This is a genomic window from Flavobacterium sharifuzzamanii, from assembly GCF_003254585.1.
Taxonomy (GTDB): Bacteria; Bacteroidota; Bacteroidia; order Flavobacteriales; family Flavobacteriaceae; genus Flavobacterium; species Flavobacterium sharifuzzamanii.
Map to the genome: position 1 here is coordinate 196,727 of NZ_QJGZ01000040.1, position 26,941 is coordinate 223,667.

Genomic DNA, 26,941 nt, shown 5'->3' on the forward strand with positions numbered 1-26,941 from the left:
AAAATAAAGAAAATGAAAAAATATATCATCCTAGTATTCCTAATCACCACAGTAAGTTTCGCACAAAAAACAACTTTATACTGCATTGGCGACTCTACAATGGCCAATAAAAAAGATCCTGACAAAAATCCTGAGCATGGTTGGGCGCAGGTATTGCAGCCATTTTTTAAAGATGATATTGTCGTTGTAAACAAAGCCGTAAATGGAAGAAGCACCAAAAGCTTCATCGCAGAAAAACGTTGGGATTCAATATATCAAAAACTGAAAAAAGGAGACTATGTGTTTATCGAATTCGGACATAATGATGAAAAAATAGAAGATTCAACACGATATACCAATCCACATACTGCTTATCGTTATAATTTGATTCGTTTTGTTCTAGAAAGTAGAGAAAAAGGAGCTATACCTATTTTATTGACTTCAATAGCGAGACGCAACTTCAATGAAAAAGGAGCTTTAGTGCCAACTCATGGAGATTATCCATTGGAAACAAGATTGGTAGCACAAGAATACAATGTGCCATTTATTGATTTAGAATATTACACAGAAATATTAGAACAATCATATGGACCAGAAAAATCTAAGCAATTGCACTTACATTTTAAAGCTGGTGAGAACGCCTATTATGATAAAGACAAGGCAGATGACACACATCTTTCGTTATTAGGGGCAAAAAGTATTGCTAAGATTGTAATTGATCAAATTAAAGTTTCTAACGATATATCCTTAAAGCTGCTTAAGAGAGAAATTAAATAAAACCATTTGCACATATCAAATTAAGACATACAAATTTTAGATGTTATGCAAATGTTTTTTATTTGGAAGACATTTATTATGTAATAGTATTTTTTAGAAAGTGATAAGATTCGTTCTTTTTTACTTTTTTTTCTTTTTTATTAAAAACAAAATATCTTGTTAATTTATTGAAAATCAGTATATTTGATATTTATTGTGTAAATGAGTGATTTTTAAGTGACAACTTTAATAATTAAATTCTAGATTAATACTAGAATTGTACAATCTATCTTGCTCTATTTGCTATACGCCTGGTTTTATATATACTTTTGAAGCTGTTTCTTTTTTCAAATTTTAACGTATTACTTGCTTTTACAATACTTTACTTATAGTTTACATAAGTAAAAACAATTTTCCTTTTATTTGATTATCAATTGATTAATGTTTTATTGTGCTATTTTTTTAACTTTTAGAGGTAATAAGCCACTTCTAGGAGAAAGACTTTTGTATCCGCTTTTCTAAAATACTGAAAATCAGTCTATTTGTAAGAGTTTTACAGGATTTGTATTCTGAAGGTCATATTTTTTTGAGGTAAATATTGTGTTTAAGTTAAGAAAGTTTAATTATTAATGAACAATTATGAAATCAAAAATTACTTTAGTAGTACTGCTGATTATTCTGCCTGTAATGAGTTTTATGAGAAACGGAGTTTTTGCACAAACTGTTTCTGGAATAGCAAGTAATACAGGATGTTTTAATAGCGGAATTGTAACAGCTAGCAGTACATAACATTGATCCTATAATATAGGTCTTCTCTAAATAAACCTTTTAGAACTAATTCTTCAAGATTGCTGTTTGTTGCAGATAAAATCCTGACATCAATTTTTTCTGGTTTTGTGGCGCCCACTCTTAAGATTTCTTTTTCTTGAATAACGCGTAAGAGCTTAACTTGTACAGACATTGGGGCGTCTCCAATTTCATCCAAAAAAATGGTTCCTCCATAAGCTGATTGAAACAAACCGATCCTATTTTCTGTCGCTCCAGTAAATGAGCCTTTAATGTGGCCGAATAATTCAGATTCTATTAAATTTTCGGGTATTCCTCCGCAGTTTACAACAATAAACGGTTTGTTTGCAAGTTTGCTGGTAAAATGAATGGCTCTTGCAATCAGTTCCTTTCCAGTGCCACTTTCTCCTTCTATGAGTAAAGTTGCTTTAGTGTCTTTAACTCGCTTGATTGTTTCTATTAATTCTTTGAAAGGCACTGAATTTCCTGTAAGACCTCCATATGATCTTTCGTTGTTTATATCTTGAAAATTAATTGAAGTCTTAGAAATAAAATTTCGTTTCTTCAGTGAATCTAGAATAGTTTTATGAAGCTCTTCGCTTGTAAAAGGTTTCGTTAAATAATCTAAAGCTCCAGATTTCATTGCACTAACTATATTGTAAACAGATGGAATACCTGATATGACAAGTTTTGGGATTGCTGGATAATGTTCTTCTGCAAATTTTAGTAGTTCAATGCCATTGATGTTTGGCATATTTAAGTCACTTATCAATAAATCTATATCTGAATTTTTGAGTACATCTATAGCTTCACTTACAGAAGAAGCCTTGTATGGGCGATAATTGAAAGATTTTAATTGTCTTTGAATTAAATCCAGCATATCATTATTATCGTCAACAATCAATATATTTTCTTTTTTGAAAGTCATGTTATTTTAAGATAATGGGATTCGAATTGTAAAAATTGATCCAATAGGGGAATTGTCTTGAAGAGTGATTTCTCCATTATGATTTTTTATTATGCCATGAACAACACTTAAACCGAGACCACATCCATAATTGACAGGTTTGGTTGAAAAAAAAGGTTCAAATATTTTTTCTTTTATAGAATCTGGAACTCCAATGCCATTATCTTCAATTTTTAAATACAGATAAGTTTCATCATCATCTATTATTATCTTAATAGTACTCTTTTCTGGCGAAGCATAGATTGCATTTATAAGAAGATTAAATAGTACTTGAGTGATTTGAACAGAATCTATCGTAGCCATTATAGCGTCATTCTTGAAAATCAATTCATGTCTTATTGCTTTTTTTTGAAAATTGGATTTTAGAAAAGAAAGAGCAAAAACTATAATAGGTTTTAATTCTTGCAACTCTAATTTTTGAGGCATTTCGCAAGAAAAGTACATCAGTTTTTTGACAATTTCACGTGAATAAATAACAGAATTGATAATAATAGAAATGTCAGCATTAATTTCAGAATCAGAATTTTGATCTTTGATCAGTTCGGCAAAACCTAAAATATTGCCTAAAGGAGTATTTAGCTCATGAGCAATCCCCGCAGTCATTTCTCCTAGTAAAGAAAGTCGCTCCATACGTTCAACAGTTCGTCTCAATGCTGCTTTTCTTTCTAAGGTTTGATATTTGTCAACATAATTTCCAATTTCTATTGCAATAGTATCCAAAAGCAGTTGTTCATCTTCACTAAAATCGCTCAAATTGTATTTTTTTGAAGGATAGTGCACCTTAATGTGTCCATAATATATTTTGTTTACTAGTATTGTACTAGACTGAAATATAGTGGGTTCCATTTGTTCAGATGTAGATAAATGATAATCTTTTATGTGGAGCTCTACGACATTGTCTGTACAGTAGCGCCACGCACTTTTTACGCTAATAATGATATCGTAAAGAGTCTGGATGTTTATCGAATTCGATTTGGCGATGATTTTTGAGATAGTATAAAGACAGCTAAGTTCTTTTATTTTTTCTCTTAAAGCCTCTTCTGTTGAGTGTGGTTGCATTGTAGGAAATTATTCTCAAAAAATTAAATTAATTTCAAAAGTAGCTAAATAATTTAAACCTCAAAATAAAACTTTGTTTTGTTGTAAGTATTTGAATGTAAACTAAATAAGATTTTATTTTATGTCTTATTTTATTATTTTTTTGTCTTTTTGGGAGCTTATTTGACGTAAAATTTTATATAGAAAAAATCTTACTTTATGAGCAAATATTTTTTGAATTCGAAATTTAAAAAGTCCTATTATGATAGTTTAAAAGCTTTTTGGTCTGTGCTGAAGAAAAATCTTAAGATACTTTTGTTGTTAAGTTAAAATCTGAAGCAAAAGTCATGAATACCACAAATTTTTCATTAGAGTTTCCATTGCGTCTTTCTGAGATAAGAAAGCTTAATAAAATGTATTTTGAGCATCTATTTAGAGAACGTGTTGTTTTTGTTTCAATATTGATTTTGTTACTTCTGATTTTTCTTGATTTATCAAATATTGATTTTGAAACTGATTTTTTGTTTTGGCTAATAAGAAGCTTGGTAGTAATAGTTTTTTTTGTAGTAATTGAAAATTCATTTGCTGATGCTATTTCAGAAATAGTTTTTAAGTTGACAAAGAGATTACTAAAATTTAAAAAATTAAATAGCAGGTATAAATTCAAATTTACTAGTTCAAAGGTTTGTATTCAATTTCCATTAGGTAATTTAACTCATAAATGGACAACAATTGAAAAGGTAATTCTGACCAAGAATTTTTTGTTTCTATATATAAAAGGACACAATAATTACATTATTACTATTTCTAGGAAAGATTATGATTGTAGGAAAATGGAAGAGTTATTGGTCTTTGTTGAAAACAATGTTACTCAGATTATAAAGATTTAAAAATACCCTATAATGTCTAATTTTTGACCTGTCAGGGTACTTATTGATTATTTACTGATTTAATTTTGATGTTTATTTAAAATAGAGGAAAATGAAGAAGGAAAAAGTTTTAGTATTTGATAGTAAAGGCGTTTTTCTAAAAATGTTTAAAAGAAGATTTAAGGAAGAGCTTGATTTTATAGAAGATTCTTTTTTTGACGAAACAACAGCTAAAGAATTTGATCGTATCGTTTTTGTAATACACAATCACAACGAATTGCTTAATTTTTTAGGACAAGAGAAAAGAGGAGCTAATATTTTAGTTTGTTTGTTTAATGTTCAGCATTACAGGAGCTTATCTTTTTTAGAAAGTACAAATAATTTTATTCTATTTAACGAGTCTAAAACCAAACCTGAAATCTTAAAAGAGTTAAAAGTATTTTTTGATAATACATTGGATTCTAAATCAATCGAAAAACCTTTTTTGCCCCCAAAAATCTCTCAGAGAAAAATGCAGGAATACTATAAAGCCATGTATTTTTTAATGTAATTTATTTTATTTTTTTATAATTTTTTTCGCGCAAACATTTGTATAAAATGTTGCTTTTAGAAGCAGGATAGATGTTGTTTATCCTGCTTTTTTTATGTTGCTACTATTTCTTTCTGACAAACTTTTCTGTATTAAGTGTTTTTATAACAATTAAATCCCTTAAATTGTTCGGAAAAATAAAGAATTAAAAAGAATGAAAAAAAGAGTGTTATTATATCTTCCTGCGGCTCTATTAACTGCTTTATTATCAAGTTGTAAAGTTTCTAAAAATATAACAGAAAAAACTATTGTTTTAAAAAATGAGACTTCTTTGGCACTCAATCAAAAATCAATTTCTATAAAAAGAGAGCATATCGGAGAAAGTGCTATAAAAGGGACTTTTCCAATCTTAATATATAAAAACGATACCATTGCAGCGCAGACAAACGATCTGAATGGTGATGGAAAATGGGATGAAATTTTCTTTACTGCTGATTTTTTGCCCAATGAAGAAAAAAATATACAGTTAAAATGGTCTCAAACAGATCCAAAGTTTATCATAAAAACAAGTGTTCGTTTTGGAAAAAGAGAAGGGAAGAATCTTCCAGTTCATCCTGACACGCAGGAAATATTAATGGCAGATCAAGTTCATAAAAAATTGGGCTATCAAAAATACCAGACCGACGGCCCAACTTGGGAAAATGACAAGGTTGGTTTTAGACATTATTTGGATGGAAGAAACTCTAAAGATGTTTTCGGGAAAAAACTTCCAGGAATTACTCCAGAAAATGTAGGTATAAACAGTAAAGGTGCGGTTGAAGATAATTATCATGTAATGTACGATTGGGGAAGAGACATTTTTCCTGTTGGAAATTCTGTTGGTTTAGGAGGATATGCATTGCTTATCGATAACAGAATAAATAGACTAGGAATTTTAGGAAATGACACTATTAATAATGTTGAAAAGACAACCTTTAAAATTGTAACTGAAGGGCCTGTAAATTCCGTTTTAAGTTACCACTATCAAAATTGGAATGCTTCTGGGAATCTTTATCAAGTAGAGGAAACTACTTCTATCTGGCCAGGCATGTATGGTTATAAAAACACTGTTTCTATAAATGGAATTAAAGGAAACGAAACGTTTCTGGCTGCAATCTCTAATTTGAACAATAAAAAACCGCTTCAGGTTATAGAAGCTGGAGATTGGGTATGTTTAATTCAACATGATTATCTAACTTACGAGCGCCAATGGATTCTGGGAACAGCCATTTTAGTTCCCGCAAATATTTATCAAGGCTACATTGAAGCTCCAAAAACAGGACAGCTGACAGATTCGTATTTGGCAAAACTAAAAATTGAAAACAATAAAGAAATCAGCTATTATGCTATTGCCGCTTGGGAACTGAGTGCAGATAAAGGATTTAATGATTCTGCTTTTTTTACCAATTATGTCACAAATTTGGCTAAACAACTTTCTGCAAAAGTAAAAGTCAAAGTAAAATAACTTTGTCTCTTTTTAATATTTTATAAATATAAAAAGCTTGTATTGTTTTTGTTCTATAAACCATTCGCTAACCATTAAAAATGAAAAATAGCTTTACATTAAAAGAAGCCTTAATAGGGAAGACCACAATCTTGATTATTCAATTATAGTCTCAAAGATTGAAGGATAGGATTTGGCTTATATCGGCGATTTGATGGATGTTTGTTAAAAAAGTACGCATATAAATAAGATTCCATTTGAGTAAAATTTTCCTTTTTTGGGTAATTTTTCCGCTAAAGAGTTCTTCATTAAAAGCATTTCTAGAGGTGTTTCAAGAAAAAATGTTATTTTTTACAACACTCTATTGAAAGCTCTTAAAAATAGTTTTGAAATTATTTTCACTAATAAGTTATTGATTGTTAATGTATTGTGTTTGTTGGTTTTTTTGAAAAATAAGAAGTCAATTTATTGTAAAGAAATTGAATGAAAAACTGCATTAAATTTAACAGCAAAATTGTTGTAACTATCACACAAACTTTTATTTTTGTGGCTTAATTTAACAATATATAAGCATGAAAGATTTATTAGTAAAAATCAACGCCGAAATTGAAACATTCAAAGCTGAAGCTGAATCTTTGACTGAAAAAGGAATTAAAGCTGCTGGACCAAGAGCACGTAAATCAACTTTAGAAATTGAAAAACTTTTAAAAGAGTTCAGAAAAGTTTCTATCGAAGAATCAAAAAAATAATACAACTAAAACCTCGTCAACAGACGAGGTTTTTTTATGAAATAAATTTCATCAATAAGTTTTAGTCAAAATGAAGAAAGCTTAGAATCTTAGCTTCTCAGAACCTCAGAGCCTTAGATCGAATTTCTATCAATAAAATTAAAAGGAACTTTTACTTGACCTCTTTCTTTATTCAAAATCATTCTCGCGGCAGTTTCTCCCATTACATTAAAATCTGTTGACATTACAGTAATGCCTAGTAAGTCTTTTAAAGGAGTGTCATTATAAGATATAACGCCAATATCTTTTCCTAAAACAAATTCTTCATCGCGAATCTGTTTCACTAAATTGACCAAATCAGATTCTTCAATTGTAATAAATAAATCTCCTTTTTTAAGAATCATGTCGTCATAAACTTCACTCAGAATTTCAAAGTTAATTTCATGCTCAACGCAGAATTTTCTAAATCCGTGTAGAATTCTTCTTGGATACGGATAAACCGCTTTGTCTGGATATACCAAAATTAAACGTTTATATTTTGTGATTTTAGAAAGACCTTCTTTTAGGGCATTATAAATATCATTTTCAAAATCCTGATAAATCTTAATTACATCATCTCCTGTACCCAGTTTGATATTATCTAAAACAACCAGTTTTTCTTGTGGAATTTTTTTAATAGCATTTACAACATCATCAGTAAAACTTAAATGTTTTAATTCGTCTGTTTTAAAGTGCGTTGTAATAACATAATAATCATAAGCTCCCTCAAACTTATCTAAGATGTTCAAAAATAAAGTTTCATCGCAGTGGTAAATTTGAAGATCAACATGTGCATTTGCGCCCAAAGTATCAATAAAAGAACTGTACGTCTTCATTTTATATGAACTCAATTTATTGGTCAGAAATAAAATATTGACTTTAGATTCCAATTTTGTTCGGGTAATATAATAACCTTTTCCTCTAATGGAAGAAATGATTTTTCTCTCTTTTAAAATATTATAAGCTTTCTCAACAGTATCACGAGACATATAAAATTCTTCGCTGAAACTATTTATAGAAGGAATTTTTTGATTGATTTTTAAATTTCCGTTAGCGATGTTCTGAAGAATAGAGTCAACAATCTGCTTGTATTTAGGAACTCGAGAATCTTCATCTATTTTAATAAGTTTAATCATGTTCATTTTGAGGAAATTTGTCTTGTATTTCTGCAGGACACTTTTTTAATTCTAAATAATTTAAAAAAATCTCTTCTTTAAAAAGGGAAGCTGTTAAGCAGTATCATTTTACTAATGAAAAAGAGAAATTGACAAGGCTTGTAATCTTTTTTTTATGATTTCTAAATTTTAACCCCAATGAGGAATCAATAATTACGAAATCAATTGCTAAAATAGCTATTTTAAATCTATTTACCCAATAATTACAAGTCGTTATTTCTAATAATCTTTAGTTTTAACAAAAAATATAAAATCCGTAAAGGATAGTACAGGACAGTTTTCTTTTTGACATTCTCTTATTTTACAAAACCAAATCACTATCTAACAAACCAAAAACTAAAATTTATTAAATGGAATCATTATTAGGAATCATTTTTCATTCTATCGGAGGATTTTCTTCAGGTAGTTTTTATATGCCTTTTAAAAAAGTAAAAGACTGGGCTTGGGAAAGCTATTGGCTTGTTGGAGGTTTTTTCTCTTGGCTGATTGTTCCGCCAATTGCAGCCTACTTAACGATTCCAAATTTTACTGAAATTATAGCAGCGGCTTCTCCATCAATAAAAACCTTCACTTTTACGATGGGTTTAATTTGGGGAATTGGCGGCTTAACTTATGGTTTAGGTGTTCGTTATTTAGGAATGTCTTTAGGAAATTCAATTACGTTAGGATTCTGCTCTGCATTTGGAGCTTTGGTTCCTTCCATTTATTATGATATTGTTCCAACTGAAGGTAAGATTTCATTTTCTCACATGCTTACTAATACTGGTGGTCAGATCGTTTTATTGGGTGTGGTTGTATATTTAATCGGAATTGCCATTTCGGGAAAAGCAGGAATGCTAAAAGAGAAAGATTTTGCAACAGGTCACGAAGATAAAGACAAAGACTTCAATCTGGTAAAAGGTTTGATTGTAGCCGTGATTTCAGGAATTTTAAGTTCATTTTTTAATTACGGAATTGAAGCTGGAAAATCTATGGCAGAGCAAGCAGTTGTAAATGGAGCAAATCCATTATTCCAGAATAATGTGACTTATGTAGTTCTTCTTTGGGGTGGACTTACAACCAATTTTATCTGGTGCCTTTATTTAAATTTTAAAAATAAAACCATTAAAAATTACACGGACAAATCTACTCCAATAACTAAAAACGTTTTGTTTTCTGCTCTTGCTGGAACCATGTGGTTTTTACAGTTTTTCTTTTACGGAATGGGAGAAAGCAAATTAGGAAATGGTGCAAGTTCATGGATTTTGCATATGGCAACCATTATTCTAACAGCTAACTTTTGGGGATTTTATTTGAAAGAATGGAAAGGAGTTTCTAAAAAAACAATGAGAACTTTTTTCTGGGGAATTGGGCTTATTATGCTGGCAATCGTTTTGGTAGGAATTGGGAACTCATTATAAATAAATACAAGAAATAATTTAAAATAGTATATGTCGAATACAAACACAATTAATAATATGAATTTTAAGCATGTAAGCTACCTTTGGGATGAAGCTAAGGCAGCAGCATTAGCAGGTGATGAAGTAGCGCTTTTTATTTATCGTTCTAACTTGCTAGGGGCTGATTTAAGATTGACCAACTACGGCGGTGGAAACACTTCTGTGAAAATTACAGACAAGGATCCTCTTACTGGAGAATCTTCTGAAGTAATGTGGATTAAAGGTTCTGGCGGTGACATTGGAACGTTGACAAAATCAGGTTGTGCAGCTTTGTATTTGGACAGACTTCGTAATCTTGAAAATGTTTACAGAGGTATTGAGTTTGAAGACGAAATGGTAGAATTATTCAACCACTGTATTTTCGATTTAGCTTCAAAAGCACCTTCAATCGATACACCTTTGCATGGTTTTCTTCCATTTAAACATATCGATCACTTGCATCCAGATGCGGCAATTGCGATCGCTGCAGCGAAAGATGGAAAGAAAATTACAGAAGAATTATTTAACGGAGAAATTGGCTGGGTAGGCTGGCAGCGTCCAGGATTTGATCTTGGTCTTCAGTTGAGAGCTTGTTTAGAAGAGGCAGAAAAAAACGGTAAAAAACTACGCGGAATCATGTTAGGTTCTCATGGTTTATTTACTTGGGGAGATACTGCGTTTGATAGTTATATCAATACGCTGGAAGTAATCGAGAAATGCGCTTCTTACTTGGAAGATAATTACGGAAAAACACGTCCAGTTTTTGGAGGAAAAAAAATCGACAGCCTTCCAGAAGCAGATCGTAAATTGAAAGCAGCAAAAGTAGCTCCAATCTTAAGAGGTTTCTGTTCATCAGAACGTCAAATGATTGGTCATTATACAGACGATGCAAGAGTTTTGGAATTTATAAATTCTAATGATTTAGCGAAATTAGCTCCATTAGGAACATCTTGTCCAGATCACTTCTTGAGAACTAAAATCAGTCCTTTGGTTTTAGAATTGGATCCAAACGAAGATTTATCTGATGTTGATGCAATTAAAGCAAAATTAACTCCTGCATTTGAGGCTTACCGTGCAATGTACAAAGATTATTACAATGCATGTAAAAAATCAAATTCACCAGCAATGCGTGACCCGAACCCAGTTGTGATTTTATATCCTGGCGTTGGTATGTTTACATTTGCTAAAGATAAAACAATGGCACGTTTAGCATCTGAATATTACATCAATGCAGTAAACGTAATGAAAGGTGCAGAAGCAGTTTCAGAATATACTTCTTTGCCGCACCAAGAAGCTTTTGATATTGAATATTGGTTACTAGAAGAAGCAAAATTACAGCGTATGCCAAAACCAAAAGCATTATCTGGAAGAGTAGCTTTGATTACAGGTTCTGCGGGCGGAATTGGTAAAGCTATCGCTAAAAAATTCGCTCAAGAAGGTGCTTGTGTGGTAATCAACGATATCAACGAAGAGCGTTTGCAAGGTGCATCTGCTGAGTTTGTAAAAGCATTTGGTAAAGATGCCGTTTCAAGCACTTTATTAAATGTTACTGACGAAGTAAGCACAGAAAAAGCATTAGATGAAGCTTCTTTAGCTTTTGGAGGTGTAGATATTATTGTAAATAATGCTGGAATCAGTATTTCAAAATCTATTGCTGAACACACTTTAGAAGAGTGGGATAGATTGTACGATATCTTGGTAAAAGGACAATTTATTGTTTCTAAAGCAGGAATCGAAGTAATGCGCAAGCAAGGTTTTGGAGGTGATATAGTAAATATCGTTTCTAAAAATGCAGTTGTTGCTGGTCCGAATAATCCAGGTTATGGTTCGGCAAAAGCTGCTCAAGCGCACTTAACACGTTTAATGGCTGCAGAACTTGGAGCTGACAAAATTCGTGTAAACACAGTAAATCCTGATGCCGTAATTTCAGATTCAAACATTTGGTCTGGAGGATGGGCAGAAGGTCGTGCAAAAGCATACGGAATCACGGTTGAAGAACTTCCGGCTTATTATGCAAAACGTACGTTATTAAATGAAATCATATTGCCTGATGATATCGCAAATGCTTGTTTTGCGTTTGTTGGTGGTTTCTTGAATAAATCGACAGGAAACGCCTTAAACGTAGACGGCGGCGTTGCAATGGGCTTTTATAGATAAAGATTGTTTAGGTTTTTTATATAAGTTTGTTTAAGCAAAAGTGGTTTTTTGTGGTCTAGCGTTCGATTCTTTCGAACGTTAGATTTTTTTAGCATATAACAATTCGCTTTAACAAAGAAAACTTAACAAAAAAGTGAAGTACAACCAGAGTTTAGTCGCTATAAAATTTTTAAGTTGAAAAATAGTAAACACATGAAAAGCATAGTACGCGGATGACACAGATTCGCTATCGCGAAAACGCCGATTGAGACAGATTTTTTTTAATTACCTTTTTTAAAAATCCGTTTTTTTCCGCGTCTTCGCGATAGCGAATCCGTAGAATCAGTGTCACGAATTTCGGTATTATGTTGTTAAAAAAATATACTAAACGTATAAAAGTTATACCTTGTAAACTCTATTAAAATATCAATAACTATGTTAATCGGATCAAACCACATCGAATCTCATAACGAAGATTTATTAAAAAAACACCAAAATAAACTTGTTTTTACAGCATCAGAAATAAATGATACAGAAGCGATTATTCAAAAATTAATCGACTTTCAAATTGCCATTCCGTCTTGGGCTTTAGGAACAGGAGGAACTAGATTTGGACGTTTCGCTGGTGGAGGAGAACCTCGTTCATTAGAAGAAAAAATCGAAGACGTTGGATTGCTTCATAAATTAAACAATGCTTCAGGAGCTATTTCACTTCATATTCCGTGGGATATCCCAACTGATTACAAAGCGATCAAAACACTTGCCAATCAGCACGGATTGAAGTTTGACGCGATGAACTCAAATACATTTCAAGATCAAGCAAGCTCTGAGCATACTTACAAATACGGTTCTTTACAAAACGTAAACAAAGCAGTTCGTAAACAGGCAATTGCGCACAATATAGAAGTTATTAAACACGGAATCGAATTAGGATCTGAGTCTTTAACAGTTTGGTTGGCAGACGGATCTAATTTCCCTGGGCAATTAAACTTTAGAAAAGCGTATCAAAATACATTAGAAAGTTTAGAGGAAATCTACGATGCTTTGCCTTCAAATTGGAAATTATTTTTAGAATACAAATGTGCTGAGCCTAACTTTTATTCTACGACTGTAGCAGATTGGGGGCAGTCTTATTCGTATGTTAAAAAGTTAGGTGACAAAGCGCAGACTTTAGTCGATTTAGGACATCATCTTCCAAACGCTAATATTGAGCAGATTGTTTCTTTACTATTGATGGAAAACAAACTAGGAGGTTTCCACTTTAACGATTCAAAATATGGCGATGACGATTTAACGGCTGGAGCATTAAAACCATATCAATTATTCTTGATTTTTAATGAATTGGTTGAAGGAATGGATGCAAGAGGAATGAATCACGCCAAAGATTTAGGCTGGATGATCGATGCTTCTCATAACATCAAAGATCCGTTAGAAGATTTATTACAATCTGTTGAAGCGATTATGATTGCTTACGCACAAGCACTTTCTGTTGATAGAAAAGCATTAGAACAAGCACAAGAAGAAAATGACGTGGTAAAAGCACAGGAAATTCTTCAAAATGCATTCCGTACAGATGTTCGCGCATTAGTTGCCGAAGCTCGTCTTCGTTCTGGAGCTGCGTTAAACCCTGTAGCATTATATCGTTCGATTCAAGTAAGACAGAATCTGATTGAAGAAAGAGGTTTAAAAACAATGGCCACTGGGTTGTAGTTATAAGTTATGAATTATGAGTCATAAGTTAAGCTTTTTGTGTTTTTTGCTAAAAACATAAATAGACTTAGCTTAAACATAAAAAATCATAATTCAAGAACTCATAACTTATAACTCATAACTCATAATTAAAAAAATGAATGTAGTTGCGATTTTTGATATTGGAAAAACAAACAAAAAGGTTTTTTTATTTAATGAAAATTATAAAATTGTTTGGGAAAAATCAGTTAATCTGGAGGAAACAAAGGATGAGGATGGTTTTCCATGTGAAGATATAGAAGTTCTTCAAAAATGGATTTTAGATCGATTATCTGAAATAAAAAATCTTAATGATTATGTTTTAAAAGCCATCAATTTCAGCACTTACGGAGCAAGTTTTGTTTATATAGACGAAAACGGAAAAGTTTTAACTCCTCTGTATAATTATTTAAAAGATTATCCAGAGGAATTAAAATCTGATTTTTATAAAAAATATAAGGGAGAAGAGAAGTTTGCTGTAAAAACGGCTTCTCCAGTTTTAGGCAGTTTGAATTCTGGAATGCAGATTTACAGATTAAAAGAAGAACAAGCTGAATTATTTGAAAAAGTAAAATATTGTCTTCATCTTCCACAGTTCTTAAGTTTTCTTTTAACCAATGAAGCTTACGCTGATATTACAAGCATCGGCTGTCATACCAATTTATGGAATTTCAAAAAAATGAAATACCATAAATGGTTGAAAAATGAAGGAATCGATGCTAAGTTGCCTCCAATTTATTACGGCAAAGACGTCATAAAAACAAAAGATGGATTAGCTATCGGAACAGGACTTCACGACAGTTCTTCGGCTATAATTCCGTACACGATTAACTTTACAGAACCTTTCGTTTTATTATCAACAGGAACTTGGAGTATTTCTCTAAATCCTTTTAATACTAAACCGTTGACTTTTGAAGAGTTGCAGAACGACTGTTTGTGTTATATGCAATACACAAATAAACCTGTTAAAGCAGCACGTTTATTTGCTGGAAATGAGCATGAAGTACAAACAAAAAGATTGGCAGAACATTTTAAAGTGTCTGTAGATACTTATAAAGAGATTTATTTTGATAAAAAAATCACAGCCAACTTGCGTTCTCTGAATTATCAGATTTTCTATCCAAAGAAATATGATTTTGATATTTTAAATGAATGTCCTTTTCAAAAGAGAGATTTATCGCAGTTTAAAGATTACGAAACAGCTTATCATCAATTAATGTTGGATTTGGTGGAACAACAGGTTTTTTCGACCAATTTGGTTATCCAAAATAGTCCGGTGAAAAAGATTTTTGTAGATGGTGGATTTAGCAAAAATTCTATTTATATGAATTTGCTAGCAGAAGCTTTTCCAGACGTAGAAGTTTACGCCGCTTCGATGGCGCAGGCAAGTGCTTTGGGCGCCGCGTTGGCGATTCATGATAACTGGAATCCAAAACCAATTCAGAACGATTTAATTGACTTGAAATTCTATAAACATTAGGTAAAAACGGTCTGTATGTTGTAAATTTGCTGAGAAACGTATTTTTTACATTTTTACAGTACACGCCTAATGAACAACACACTAAATACTACAACATGAAAATTGGACTTTTTATACCTTGTTATGTCGACCAATTTTATCCTAAAGTAGGAATCGCAACCTACGAGTTACTTCAAAAATTAGGTTGTGACGTCGAATTTCCGATGGGACAAACCTGCTGTGGGCAGCCAATGGCAAATAGTGGTTATGCGCATTTAACAAAAGGATGCGATGCCAATTTTATTGCCAATTTTTCTGGATTTGATTATATCGTTTGCCCTTCTGGAAGCTGTGTTTTGCATGTAAAAGACCATTTGCATGACGAAAAACAAGAAGAGAAGGCAACAGCAATTCGAAATACAGTTTATGAACTTACAGAGTTTATTACTGATGTTTTAAAAATCGATCATATTGATGGAAGATTTCCATATAAAGTCGGAATGCACGTAAGCTGTCACGGTCAGCGCGGTTTAAAGCTTTCGCAGATGTCTGAATTAAACGCTCCATTTTTTTCTAAGCCAGAACAATTATTGCATGGCATTAAAGATCTTGATTTGGTTGCTTTAACGAGAAAAGACGAATGTTGTGGTTTTGGAGGTACGTTTTGCGTTACAGAAGAAGCAGTCTCTGTAAAAATGGGACAAGACCGTATTAAAGATCACGAAAGTCATGACGTGGATTATATTACAGGCGGAGATATGTCTTGCTTAATGCATTTGGACGGAATTCTAAAAAGACAAAAAAGCAGAATCAAAACGATCCATATTGCCGAAATATTAAATTCACTCGAAAACTAATTTTTTTCTACCATTAAGATATTAAGTCCATAAAGCTTGGTTTAAGTATTTAGTTGGTAAAAAAATAAGAGATTTAAGTGATTTTAAAAAACTTAATTTTCTTTTCATCACTAAGATATTAAGTTCATAAAGTTTAGCTTAATTTACTTAATGTCTTAATGGTAAAAACAACTTTTATAAGATGTCATCAGAAAAAATAATACAGCACAGCGAAGCCGCAGCAAAGTTTAATAAAGATGTAGAACGTGTCAATTGGCACGATGAAACACTTTGGTTTGTTCGCGCTAAAAGAGATAAATCGGCTCACCAAATAGCAGATTGGGAACTGCTTCGTGAAACTGCTTCTCAGATAAAGTTTAATGTGCTTTCGAATATTCACGATTATTTAGTTGAATTTGAAGCAAATGCACAACGAAACGGAATAATCGTACATTGGGCTGCCGATGCCAAAGAACATAACGAAATTGTACATTCTATCATGACAAAACATGATGTAAAGCAAATGGTGAAATCCAAATCGATGCTTACAGAAGAATGCCATTTAAACGATTATTTAGCCGAAAAAGGAATTGAGGTAATTGATTCTGATTTAGGTGAATATATCGTGCAGCTTCGTAAAGAACCGCCAAGCCATATTGTGCTTCCAGCGATTCACTTAAAAAAAGAAGATGTAAGTGAAACTTTCCACGAACATTTAGGCACAGAAAAAGGAAATTTCAATCCGCAGTATTTGACAGAATCTGCTCGCCATAGTTTGAGAAATACTTTCTTGACTAGAAAAGTGGCTTTAACAGGAGTCAATTTTGCGGTTGCAGAAACAGGAGAATTTGTAGTTTGTACGAATGAAGGAAATGCCGACATGGGTGCGCATTTAGCAGATGTTCACATCGCTTGTATGGGATTTGAGAAGCTGATTCCGAAAAGAGAACATTTAGGTGTTTTCTTGAGATTATTGGCAAGAAGTGCAACGGGACAGCCAATTACAACTTTTTCTAGCCATTTCAAGAAACCAAGAGACGGAAAGGAAATGCATATCGTAATTGTAGATAACGGAAGAAGTACACAATTAGGAAGAGAAGATTTTAGAAATTCGCTAAAATGTATTCGTTGTGGAGCGTGTATGAATACTTGTCCAGTTTATAGACGAAGCGGTGGACACAGCTATCATAATGCGGTTGCTGGACCAATTGGTTCTATTTTAGCGCCAAATTTAGATATGAGCAAAAATGCCGATCTGCCTTTTGCAAGTACACTTTGCGGTTCATGTACCAATGTTTGCCCAGTGAAAATTGACATTCACGATCAATTGTATAAATGGCGTCAGGTTTTGGTAAAAGAAGGACATACACCGACAGCTAAAACTGTAGCGATGAAAACGATGGCAACCGTTTTGGCAAACCCAACTGTGTTTAATATTGCTGGAAAATCAGGCCGATTTGTAATGAAGAATATTCCAGGAATGGTTAATAATAAAATGAACAAATGGTACGATCAGCGAGAAATGCCAGATGTTCCAGAAGAATCTTTTAGAGAATGGTACAAGAAAAATTCGAGAGAATCTAAAGCAAAAGGAGATGAGTAGTAAAGGCGAAATTTTAAAAAGAATAAAAGCAAATCAGCCAGAAATGGTTTCAGAATTGCCGGATTTAAATCTTTTAGGTTCTGAACAATTTGACGTTTTAGAAACATATAAAACGGTTTTAAAAGGTATTGGTGGAGATCCAGTTGAAGTTGCGGATTATAATGAAATCATCAATTACATCAAATCCAATTATAATCTCGAAAAACGATTAATTACAACTCTTCCTGAACTTTCTGAAATTGCTTCGTTAGACTGGAAAACAGTAGATCCACATTCGCTTCAGGATGTTGAATTAACGGTTGTAAAAGCACATTTTGGCGTTGCAGAAAATAGTGGACTTTGGGTAACAGATGATATTTTAGGACAGCGAGTAGCACCTTTTATTGCGCAGTATCTTGCAATTATAGTTCATAAAAAAGATCTTGTTCCAACAATGCAGCAAGCTTATGACAGAATTGGTAAAATGGAATATGGTTTCGGAACTTTTATAGCAGGGCCATCAAAAACTGCAGATATTGAACAGTCTTTGGTTCTTGGAGCTCACGGCGCAAGAGGATTGATTGTTTTTTTATTGGATTAAGAGAAGTTTCAGATTTATTAAAAATACATTGACTAATTTTTTTAAACTGTTTTATTTGTAAGAAAATTAATTAATTTTGCTTTTGTTAGAACACTATTTAGAATAAATTCGTGATATAAATCTGTCTTTTTTTATGTTTATTTTAAAATCATTAAATAATAATTTCAAGATTTCGACTATTGAGCTAGAATTAGTTTACACTGAATCTAGAGGTGTGAAAATTATGGTTGAAGTTGTAAAAGATAGTTTGGAAGAGTATTCCAGAATAGAAATTGAATTTTTTATCGTGGCCGAAGTAAAATGTGTAACATTAAACTTTTATGAATCAAATTACAATAATTATTTAATGAATTATGAATTTGATAAAAATCTGGAAGAGAGTGAAAAATCTTTTGATTCAGGATTTTACGAAGTAATAGATTCTGCTTATTTAAAAGAAAATATTAAGAAGTACGATCCCAAAATGAGATTTAATTTAAAGCATTATATCGTAACAGGTAATGATAGTTATGCTGAAATAATAGCATCAAATTATATTATTAATCCATGATTAATTTTCATTTATAGAGTAAATAAAAAGCGAGGTTAATTTATAAATTACCTCGCTTTTTTATTTTATAACAGTTTTCAATTATGCCGTTTGATCGTCAATAGTTGCATCAGGAGCATTCTTTTTAACAGATTCGATTCCGTTTTCTCTAGCTGCAACACTTTCGTACATTTCACTAGAACCAATAATCTGACCGTTTCCTGCTTTTAGATTAAAATAAGGTTTTCCGCTTTTAGATTCTAATCTATCATAACGATCATCGTCTGGTGCATTTTTTTTAACAGATTCGATACCATTATTGCAGGCAGCTTTTGTAGTATAGCCTTCACTCGTTAGAATGGTCTGACCATTACCAGCTTTTAAATTGAATTGGAACTCTCCGTTGGCTCTAGTAGTGATTACAAATTTTCCCATGTAGTTTACTTTTAAAGTTAGGTGTATAAATTTTGCTATTGATAAAAATACAAAACTTAGTAATATAAATCATACGTCAATTTGAAAAAATGATTACTATAATCATAATAAATTGGTTTATGGAATTAAATTAAGCTGATTTTTTCAGATCTAAACAAATATATTATTGGTATAAAGAAATAATCTTCGAGAGAAACCTTGTAAATATAAATGTCTTTTATTGTATGGTATATTTGTAATATTTTTTATTTTTAAACTATTAAACAAAATCATCAATGCTTATTTCTATTGGTGAATAATTGCCTATGAAAGAAATCAGCGAAATCCTTAAAGCATATTCGGCAGCTAAAGCAGAAGAAAAGAAAACAGCTTTGGCAACTGTAGTAAAAGTTGAAGGTTCGTCATACAGGCAGCCAGGTGCACGTATGTTGGTTACCGAAGATGGCATGTTGACGGGCGCAATAAGTGGAGGCTGTTTAGAAGGAGATGCATTGCGAAAAGCGCTTCTTTCAATTAATCAAAAGCAAAATAAACTTGTAACTTATAATACAAGTAATGAAGACGATGCAGAAGTTGGTTTACAGCTTGGATGCAACGGAATTGTTCATATTCTTTTTGAATACATAAATGACGAGATCGAAAACAATCCGATTCAGCTTTTGCAACAACTCGAATTAGAAAGAAAAGAAGCAGTAATAGTAACAGTTTTCTCTTTAAAAAGAAATGCTTCTCAGATAGGAACAACTTTGTTTTTCAGAAAAGACAGTCCAGTTTTAACTCATGATAATGAAGCTTTAAGTTTGATTTCGGAAGTGAAAGAGGTTTTGAAAAATAAAACTTCGGCAGTAAAAAAACTTCAGAAAGAAAATGACAGCGAAGCTTTAATCGAATATATAAAACCATCAATTTCACTCGTAATTGCGGGAGCAGGAAATGATATTCAGCCATTAGTGAAAATGGCTTCTGTTTTAGGATGGAAAACCAGTATTGGTGAAGGACGCGCAACGCATGCAACTAAGAAACGTTTTCCGAAAGCCGATCAAGTTTCGGTAGTAAATCCAGAACATTTTTTGGAGAATATTGTTATTGACGATCAGACCTATTTTGCTTTGATGACGCACAATTACAAATACGATTTAGCAGTTTTAAAAGAGCTGCTAAAAACCGATTTTCATTATATCGGAATTCTAGGTCCGAAGTCAAAATTCAACCGAATGTTGGACGATCTTTTGATCGAAGGAATCACAGTAAGCGAAGAACAGATCAAAAGAATTCATACTCCCATTGGTCTCGATATTGGCGCAGAAACCTCGGAAGAAATCGCTTTATCAATTGTTTCTGAAATAAAAGCTGTAGCTTCAGAAAGAATAGGAACTTCGCTGAAATATAAAGAAGGCAAAATTCATGATGAAATTCATTATGGAGAATAGATTTCAAAATAAAACAGGTATTATTATTTTGGCTGCAGGTAATTCTTCCAGATTAGGCAAACCAAAACAATTGTTGCAATATAAAGAATCAACTTTGCTGAAAAACACCATTTCAGAAGCTTTGAAGGTTGAAAATTCGTCTGTAATAGTTGTGACAGGTTCAAACCATGATTTAATTGAGAAAGAGCTTAATTTGCCTGAAATACAGTTTTCGTTTAATTCTGACTGGGAAAATGGAATGTCATCTTCAATCGTAAAAGGTGTCAACCAATTATTACATCAAAATCCTGAGTGCGAACAATGCATTTTAGCAGTTTGCGATCAGCCTTTTGTAACGGTTTCTGTCTTTGAAAATTTAATTGTTGAAGCCAATAGAACCAAAAAAGGAATTGCAGCCTCAGCTTATTCTGATACTTTAGGAACACCAGTTTTATTTCATAAAAAATACTTTCAAGAACTTCTGGAATTGAAAGGACAGGAAGGCGCCAAAAAACTCATTAAAAAGTATTCTGCGGATGTGGTTTCAGTTTCTTTTGAAAAGGGGAATATAGATATTGATACGGAAGAAGATTACTATAAGTTGATTTCTTGAGATAAAGTGGCAAAGGTTCAAAGGGGCAGAGTGACAAAGTTTTTTTTACATAGATTTTCTAAATCCAGTTTGTCATCCTGACGAAGGAAGGATCACACGCGGGAGTCGACAAAGATTGAGGATTTATTTTATGGAATTTCTAGTGTGATCCTTCCTTCGTCAGGATGACAAAAATAACCTTTGCGTCTCTGCTCCCGATAGCTATCGGGATTATGAGATTAAAAAAAATAAAACTTAGTGTCTTAACGCCTTATTGGCAAATTCCGCAGCTAAGCTCAAAACTCGCTCAACAGCAATATCAATTTCTTCTGCAGTAGTAAATCTTCCCAAACTAAAACGAATCGAACTCAAAGCATCTTCATCGGATAATCCCATGGCTTTTAAAACATGCGAAGGCTCAGAAGTAACCGCCGAACACGAAGCGCCATTGGAAACCGAAATATTTCCCAAAGCCAGAATAAGCTGTTCTGAATTTACGTTTGGAAAACAAATATTAGAAGTATTATAAATTCGGTTTTCTGTATTTCCATTTACAAAAGAACCTTCAAATTGTAATAAACCTTTTTCGAGTTTGTTTCGTAATAGAGAAACTCTATTTTGATCTTTTTCTAATTCATTTACAGCTATTTCAGATGCTTTTCCTAAACCGATAATTCCGGGAACATTTAACGTTCCACTTCGTAATTTTCTTTGTTGTCCGCCCCCAAGAATTTGAGGAGACAATTTTATTTTGGCTTTCGCCGAAATATATAAAGCGCCAATTCCTTTCGGACCATAAAATTTATGGGCAGACAAAGTCAAAAGATCAATTCCGAGTTTTTTTACGTCAACAGGAATTTTACCGACAGCCTGTGTAGCATCGCACATAAAAAGTACATTTTTGGCTTTCAGTATTTTAGAAATTGCACTGATATTTTGTATGACTCCAGTTTCATTATTTGAAAACATTCCTGTGAAAACCAGTGTTTTATCTGTAGTTATTTCTTTTAAAAGTTGAAGGCTTATAAGTCCGTCAGAATCAGTTGGAAGATAAGTCACTTCAAAACCAATATTTTCCATAAAACGGCAGGTTTCCAGAACTGCTTTATGTTCGGTTTGAATGGTAACGATATGTTTTCGGTCTTGATCGGCTAAACCTTTAATTGCGAGATTAATTGCCTCAGTCGCGCCCGAAGTAAATATTATTTCTTCTGCATCGGCATTTATTAAATCTGCCGTTTGCCATGCTGCGTTTTCAATAGCTTCTTTTACCGTTAATCCCGCTAAATGTGTTCCTGTTGAATTAGCATACAAATCGGTAAAATACGGAAGCATTGCATTCACAACACGCTCATCAACACGGGTTGTGGCATTATTATCAAGATAAATGATTTCTTGTTGTGGCATAATTTGGGCTTAGTTCAGTAAAAATACAATTTCAGAATTAATCTACGTGAAAAAATTAACCGCAAAGGCGCAAAGGGTTTTCGCAAAGAACGCAAAATTTTAATGTGTATAATTTTTTGTTTCTCGCAGATTTTGCAGATCTAAACAGATTTTTTATTTATTTCTATCATAAAGAATCTGTGTAAATCTTTTCATCGTATTCAAAATCTGCATTATCTGCCAAATCTGCGAGAGAAAAATAACTTAGCGAACTTAGCGAAAACCCTTTGCGCCTTTGCGGTTAAAAAAACAAAATTGTAATTATTCTAAATAAGAGTAATGTTTGAATTTTATAATTTTTTCTTACATAAGATCGCTAAATTTGTTAGAATGACAAAAGCGAATTTGCTAATTTAACAAATAGATTGAATGGCTTCTAAAAAAACAAATCAGAATAAAGTAACACCCGAAGATTCCAATTCGCGTCGTGACTTTATAAAGAAATCAGGACTTTTTACCGCTCTTGCCCTGACGCCACCTTCATTGGTTATGGCTTCAGAAAAGAAATGGGATGAAAAAATAGCGGAATATTTAGAAACAGTACCGCTTTCTATTGAGGTAAATGGCACAAAACACAATTTGAATATTGAACCAAGAACTACGTTGCTTGATTTACTTCGCGAACAATTACAGCTTACTGGAACCAAAAAAGGATGCGACCACGGACAATGTGGTGCGTGTACGGTTCACGTAAACGGAACGCGAATTTTGTCATGTCTGTCTTTGGCAACGATGCAGCAAAACGCACAAGTCACAACAATCGAAGGGCTTTCGAAAGGAAAAAAACTGCATCCTATGCAGGAAGCTTTTATCAAGCACGATGGTTTTCAGTGTGGCTATTGCACACCGGGACAAATCATGTCTGGAATTGCTTGTATCAAAGAAGGGCACGCCAACAGTAGAGAAGAAATCAGTGAATATATGAGCGGTAACATCTGCAGATGCGGTGCTTATCATAATATCGTTGACGCTATAACCGAAGTGAAGGAAGGAGGAAAGGAGATATGAAAAACTTTCAGATAATTAAAGCTTTGTCGTCTTCGTCGGCAGTTACGGGAAAAGCCAAAGATAATTCTTCTATGTTTATTGCGGGAGGAACCAATCTGGTCGATTTAATGAAGAAGAATGTCGTAGCTCCAGATAAATTAGTTGACATTAACGGTTTAGACTTAAAGAAAATAGAGTTCTTAAAAGGAAAAGTTTCGATCGGCGCTTTGGCAAAAAACAGTCAAGTTGCAGAAGATGCTTCGATAAAAGAAAAACATCCGTTGTTAGCTTTAGCATTGGCAGCTGGAGCTTCTCAACAGATTAGACACATGGCAACTGTTGGAGGAAATATGCTGCAGAAAACGAGATGCTCTTATTATTACAATACCGATATGCCTTGTAACAAACGTGTTCCAAAAAGCGGATGCGGTGCGATTGGCGGTTCTAATAGAATGGCAGCTGTTTTTGGAACTTCGGATAGTTGTATTGCGGTTCATCCAAGTGATATGTGTGTAGCTTTGGCGGCGCTTGACGCGAAAGTTTTGGTAGAAGGTCCAAAAGGAAAACGAGAAATTAATTTTACTGATTTTCATAGACTTCCTGGAAATACGCCCGAAAAAGACAATACGCTAGACAGTAGAGAATTGATCACTGCTGTTGAAATTCCAGATAATACTTTTACTAAAAATGTGCATTATCTAAAAGTTCGTGACAGAACGAGCTATGCTTTTGCATTGGTATCGGTTGCTGCGGCTTTAGATATAAAAAACAATACCATAAATGATGTCAGATTGGCAATGGGAGGTGTGGCACATAAACCATGGAGATTGACTGAAACAGAAAAATTCCTGAAAGGAAAGACAATTTCTGAAGATCTATTTAAACAAGCAGGCCATTTGTCTATGAAAGGCGCAAAAGGATTAGGTGATAATAATTTTAAATTAACGCTTGGAGAGAATGCAGTAGCAGAAGCACTTACAATAGCAGCATCAAAATAATTAAATTATGAGCAAGACAAGTAATATTAATAGAGTTGACGGATTTGCTAAAGTAACGGGTTCAGCAACTTATTCTGCAGAATATAAAACAGCAGGTGTTGTCTATGCCTGTTTGGTAGGAAGTACGATTGCAAAGGGAAGAATTAAAACCATTGATACCAAAAAAGCAGAATGGGCACCAGGAGTTTTGGCGGTTATTACGCATTTAAATGTAGATAAACCTGCTGGCTACGAAAAAGCAAAGGATAAACATAATTTTGGTCAACCCTTGCAGATTTTTAAAGATGATTCGGTTTTGTATTACGATCAGCCCATTGCTTTGGTGATTGCGGATACTTTTGAACGTATGCGATATGCGGCGAGTTTAATTAAAGCTGATTATTTTAAAGAAGAACATTCGACGGAACTTAAAAAGGCAGCTGAAAAAGAAAAGAAAGTCGAAACCGATAAAGGAAATGATTACCATCGCGGTGAACATGACGGTTATAAAAATGCTGAGGTAATTTTAGAAACCGAATATACCATTCCAACCGAGGTGCATAACCCAATGGAACTAGCAAATATCATTGCGAAATGGGACGGAAACAAACCTATTTTATATACAAAAAGTCAAGGTGTCGAAGGAACGCGTAGAAGTGTTGCTGGAGTTTTTGGAGTGCCTGTTGAAGATGTTGAGGTTCATGCCGAATATCTTGGCGGTGCTTTTGGAATGGGATTGCACACTTGGCCGTATGAAATCGCAGCATTAATTGGAGCTAAAAAATTGAATCGTCCAGTGAAATTAGTACTGCATCGCGAGCAGATGTTTACCAATGTTGGTTTTAGACCTTACACGATTCAGAAAATGGGTCTTGGAGCAACAAAAGATGGAAAACTGACAGGTTTAACGCACGAGGCTGTTGCAATGACTTCGAGCTATGAAGATTTCATGGAAGGAACCGTAAATATGTCTAGATTTATTTATGATTGTCCAAACGTTTCTACACGTTACAGAATTGTGCCTTTGGATACGTGCACGCCAATTTGGATGCGCGGACCAGGAGAAGCGACAGGTTCTTTTGCCTTAGAAAGTGCAATGGACGAATTGGCTTATAAATTAAATTTAGATCCGATTGAATTTCGAAAATTGAATTATGCCGAAAAAGATCAGGAGCAAAATAAACCGTGGAGCAGTAAATTTCTTTTAGAATGTTACGAAGGCGGAATGGAACGCATTGGCTGGAAAAACCGTAAAAACGAACCGGGTTCTGTGAAAGAAGGAAACTGGCTTGTAGGTTACGGAATGGGAACAGGAACTTTCGGCTGTTATAGAAGCCCAACTTCTGTAAAGGCAAAATTTTTAGCGAATGGCGATTTAGTTCTACAATGCAGCGTAAACGATATGGGGCCAGGAACGGCAACTATGATGACTGCTATTGGAGCTGAAGTAATTGGCCTTCCATCAGAAAATGTGATTATCGAAATGGGAAAAAGTGGTTTGCCAAAAGGTCCAACGCAAGGTGGTTCGGCAACGACTTCATCTGTTGGTTCTGCGGTTCACGATGCTTGCAATTTATTATTGAATAAAATAATTGAATTAGGAAGTAAAAATCCTGCTTTAAAAGGAATTGCTCTAACAGATTTAACTTTTGAAAACGGTGCGGTTTCTTCGAAAAAGGACAAATCTAAATCGGTTACGTTAGCAGCACTTTTAAGCAGTAATAAATTAGAAGATTTTGAAGTAGAAAATGTTTCTAAAGCTGCTGAAGAAGCGAAGAAATACTCGATTTATTCCTTTTCGGTTCATTTTGTAAAAGTATTAGTGAATCCGAATTTGGGTAAAATAAGATTGGCTCATGTTGTGTCTTGTGCCGATATTGGAACCGTAATAAGCCAAAAAACTTCTGCGGGACAAATGTTTGGTGGAGCAGTAGGAGGAATCGGAATGGGATTAATGGAAGCTTTAGAAATCGATCACCGTTTTGGCCGTCCAATCAATAATAATTTCGCTGACTATCATGTTCCTGTAAATGCAGATATTGAAAAACAAGAAGTTTTCTTCGTTAACAAAAAAGACCCGATAAGTAACCCAATGGGAACAAAAGGTCTTGGAGAAACGGCTCTAGTTGGAATGGCGCCTGCAATTGCAAATGCTGTTTTTAATGCAACGGGAAAACGTGTACGAGATTTACCAATTACATTGGATAAAATTATAGAAACCGTTAAAGTTTAAAACAAAAAGAGACATTGAAAAATGTCTCTTTTTGTTTTACGTTCCAATTTTAAATATAGCCCGTGGTTTCAACCACGGGAAACGTATTTTAATATACGTAATGTTATATGCTTAGCGTCCCCGTGGTTGAAACCACGGGTTATGTTTGCATACGATTGTGTTTGCAAATGCAATTATTTAAACAAAAAAAAGAGGCATATTAGATGCCTCTTTTTATATCTTAA

Annotated in this window: 24 protein-coding genes; 19 read left to right on the forward strand and 5 right to left on the reverse strand. The window is 33.3% G+C overall.

What is annotated here, in order from left to right; translation table 11 throughout:
* Positions 1-12: 12 nt before the first annotated feature.
* Both DMA14_RS15985 and DMA14_RS22755 read left to right on the forward strand, forming a co-directional pair.
* Positions 13-756 (forward strand): rhamnogalacturonan acetylesterase, encoded by a 744-nt coding sequence (locus tag DMA14_RS15985; RefSeq protein WP_111425592.1) that lies wholly within the window; start codon positions 13-15, stop codon positions 754-756.
* A 618-nt stretch (positions 757-1,374) separates the two neighbouring features.
* Positions 1,375-1,524 carry a hypothetical protein gene (locus DMA14_RS22755; RefSeq protein WP_157957720.1) on the forward strand — a complete coding sequence of 50 codons (150 nt, stop codon included), beginning with the start codon at positions 1,375-1,377 and terminating at the stop codon, positions 1,522-1,524.
* Here the strand turns inward: DMA14_RS22755 and DMA14_RS15990 are convergent.
* Complete coding sequence (locus DMA14_RS15990; RefSeq protein ID WP_111425593.1) at positions 1,511-2,449, reverse strand: sigma-54-dependent transcriptional regulator; 939 nt, start codon at positions 2,447-2,449, stop codon at positions 1,511-1,513. The genes DMA14_RS22755 and DMA14_RS15990 overlap by 14 nt on opposite strands.
* A gap of 6 nt (positions 2,450-2,455) precedes the next feature.
* Positions 2,456-3,547 (reverse strand): sensor histidine kinase, encoded by a 1,092-nt coding sequence (locus DMA14_RS15995; protein ID WP_111425594.1) that lies wholly within the window; start codon positions 3,545-3,547, stop codon positions 2,456-2,458.
* Positions 3,548-3,873: 326 nt separating this feature from the next.
* Here DMA14_RS15995 and DMA14_RS16000 point away from each other — a divergent pair, with 326 nt between their 5' ends.
* From DMA14_RS16000 to DMA14_RS16015, 4 genes are all read left to right on the forward strand, one after another.
* A complete protein-coding gene (locus DMA14_RS16000; protein WP_111425595.1) occupies positions 3,874-4,416 on the forward strand; it encodes a hypothetical protein in 543 nt (180 codons plus the stop codon).
* A gap of 91 nt (positions 4,417-4,507) precedes the next feature.
* Positions 4,508-4,945 (forward strand): hypothetical protein, encoded by a 438-nt coding sequence (locus tag DMA14_RS16005; RefSeq protein ID WP_111425596.1) that lies wholly within the window; start codon positions 4,508-4,510, stop codon positions 4,943-4,945.
* Positions 4,946-5,138: 193 nt separating this feature from the next.
* Positions 5,139-6,428 (forward strand): DUF4861 family protein, encoded by a 1,290-nt coding sequence (locus tag DMA14_RS16010; RefSeq protein ID WP_111425597.1) that lies wholly within the window; start codon positions 5,139-5,141, stop codon positions 6,426-6,428.
* Positions 6,429-6,979: 551 nt separating this feature from the next.
* Entirely contained in the window at positions 6,980-7,156 is a 177-nt protein-coding gene (locus DMA14_RS16015) for a histone H1 (RefSeq protein ID WP_008467640.1), read from the forward strand.
* Positions 7,157-7,269: 113 nt separating this feature from the next.
* On the opposite strand, the gene DMA14_RS16020 is transcribed toward DMA14_RS16015, so the two are convergent.
* Positions 7,270-8,310 carry a GntR family transcriptional regulator gene (locus DMA14_RS16020; protein ID WP_111425835.1) on the reverse strand — a complete coding sequence of 347 codons (1,041 nt, stop codon included), beginning with the start codon at positions 8,308-8,310 and terminating at the stop codon, positions 7,270-7,272.
* A 389-nt stretch (positions 8,311-8,699) separates the two neighbouring features.
* Here DMA14_RS16020 and rhaT point away from each other — a divergent pair, with 389 nt between their 5' ends.
* The 8 genes from rhaT (at position 8,700) to DMA14_RS16060 (ending at position 18,659) form a co-directional block, all read left to right on the forward strand.
* Positions 8,700-9,749 (forward strand): L-rhamnose/proton symporter RhaT, encoded by a 1,050-nt coding sequence (gene rhaT / locus DMA14_RS16025; protein WP_111425598.1) that lies wholly within the window; start codon positions 8,700-8,702, stop codon positions 9,747-9,749.
* Positions 9,750-9,779: 30 nt separating this feature from the next.
* Positions 9,780-11,924 (forward strand): bifunctional aldolase/short-chain dehydrogenase, encoded by a 2,145-nt coding sequence (locus tag DMA14_RS16030; RefSeq protein ID WP_111425599.1) that lies wholly within the window; start codon positions 9,780-9,782, stop codon positions 11,922-11,924.
* Positions 11,925-12,338: 414 nt separating this feature from the next.
* Positions 12,339-13,613: a TIM barrel protein gene (locus DMA14_RS16035; protein WP_111425600.1), complete on the forward strand. Its 1,275-nt coding sequence runs from the start codon at positions 12,339-12,341 to the stop codon at positions 13,611-13,613.
* Positions 13,614-13,749: 136 nt separating this feature from the next.
* A complete protein-coding gene (locus DMA14_RS16040) occupies positions 13,750-15,111 on the forward strand; it encodes an FGGY-family carbohydrate kinase (protein ID WP_111425601.1) in 1,362 nt (453 codons plus the stop codon).
* 95 nt (positions 15,112-15,206) lie between these two features.
* Complete coding sequence (locus DMA14_RS16045; protein WP_111425602.1) at positions 15,207-15,947, forward strand: (Fe-S)-binding protein; 741 nt, start codon at positions 15,207-15,209, stop codon at positions 15,945-15,947.
* A 181-nt stretch (positions 15,948-16,128) separates the two neighbouring features.
* Positions 16,129-17,529, forward strand: coding sequence for a lactate utilization protein B (locus tag DMA14_RS16050; protein WP_111425603.1), 1,401 nt, complete (start codon positions 16,129-16,131; stop codon positions 17,527-17,529).
* Positions 17,522-18,109 carry a LutC/YkgG family protein gene (locus DMA14_RS16055; protein WP_111425604.1) on the forward strand — a complete coding sequence of 196 codons (588 nt, stop codon included), beginning with the start codon at positions 17,522-17,524 and terminating at the stop codon, positions 18,107-18,109. The genes DMA14_RS16050 and DMA14_RS16055 overlap by 8 nt, the downstream gene beginning before the upstream one ends.
* A gap of 133 nt (positions 18,110-18,242) precedes the next feature.
* Complete coding sequence (locus DMA14_RS16060; protein ID WP_111425605.1) at positions 18,243-18,659, forward strand: hypothetical protein; 417 nt, start codon at positions 18,243-18,245, stop codon at positions 18,657-18,659.
* Positions 18,660-18,740: 81 nt separating this feature from the next.
* Here DMA14_RS16060 and DMA14_RS16065 read toward each other — a convergent pair whose 3' ends face one another.
* Positions 18,741-19,073, reverse strand: a complete 333-nt coding sequence (locus DMA14_RS16065) for a YegP family protein (RefSeq protein ID WP_111367166.1) — start codon at positions 19,071-19,073, stop codon at positions 18,741-18,743.
* 305 nt (positions 19,074-19,378) lie between these two features.
* Here DMA14_RS16065 and DMA14_RS16070 point away from each other — a divergent pair, with 305 nt between their 5' ends.
* Both DMA14_RS16070 and DMA14_RS16075 read left to right on the forward strand, forming a co-directional pair.
* Complete coding sequence (locus DMA14_RS16070) at positions 19,379-20,503, forward strand: XdhC family protein (protein ID WP_111425606.1); 1,125 nt, start codon at positions 19,379-19,381, stop codon at positions 20,501-20,503.
* On the forward strand, positions 20,478-21,095 hold the full coding sequence (locus DMA14_RS16075; RefSeq protein ID WP_238989986.1) for a nucleotidyltransferase family protein: 618 nt from the start codon (positions 20,478-20,480) through the stop codon (positions 21,093-21,095). The genes DMA14_RS16070 and DMA14_RS16075 overlap by 26 nt, the downstream gene beginning before the upstream one ends.
* A 234-nt stretch (positions 21,096-21,329) precedes the next feature.
* On the opposite strand, the gene DMA14_RS16080 is transcribed toward DMA14_RS16075, so the two are convergent.
* Positions 21,330-22,481, reverse strand: coding sequence for a cysteine desulfurase family protein (locus DMA14_RS16080; protein WP_111425608.1), 1,152 nt, complete (start codon positions 22,479-22,481; stop codon positions 21,330-21,332).
* Between the two features lie 408 nt (positions 22,482-22,889).
* Here DMA14_RS16080 and DMA14_RS16085 point away from each other — a divergent pair, with 408 nt between their 5' ends.
* From DMA14_RS16085 to DMA14_RS16095, 3 genes are read left to right on the forward strand one after another with little or no spacing between them, the layout of a single operon-like run.
* Positions 22,890-23,528 carry a 2Fe-2S iron-sulfur cluster-binding protein gene (locus tag DMA14_RS16085; protein WP_111425609.1) on the forward strand — a complete coding sequence of 213 codons (639 nt, stop codon included), beginning with the start codon at positions 22,890-22,892 and terminating at the stop codon, positions 23,526-23,528.
* Positions 23,525-24,505 carry an FAD binding domain-containing protein gene (locus DMA14_RS16090; protein ID WP_111425610.1) on the forward strand — a complete coding sequence of 327 codons (981 nt, stop codon included), beginning with the start codon at positions 23,525-23,527 and terminating at the stop codon, positions 24,503-24,505. The genes DMA14_RS16085 and DMA14_RS16090 overlap by 4 nt, the downstream gene beginning before the upstream one ends.
* A 7-nt stretch (positions 24,506-24,512) precedes the next feature.
* Positions 24,513-26,717: a xanthine dehydrogenase family protein molybdopterin-binding subunit gene (locus DMA14_RS16095; RefSeq protein ID WP_111425611.1), complete on the forward strand. Its 2,205-nt coding sequence runs from the start codon at positions 24,513-24,515 to the stop codon at positions 26,715-26,717.
* Positions 26,718-26,941 lie beyond the last annotated feature (224 nt).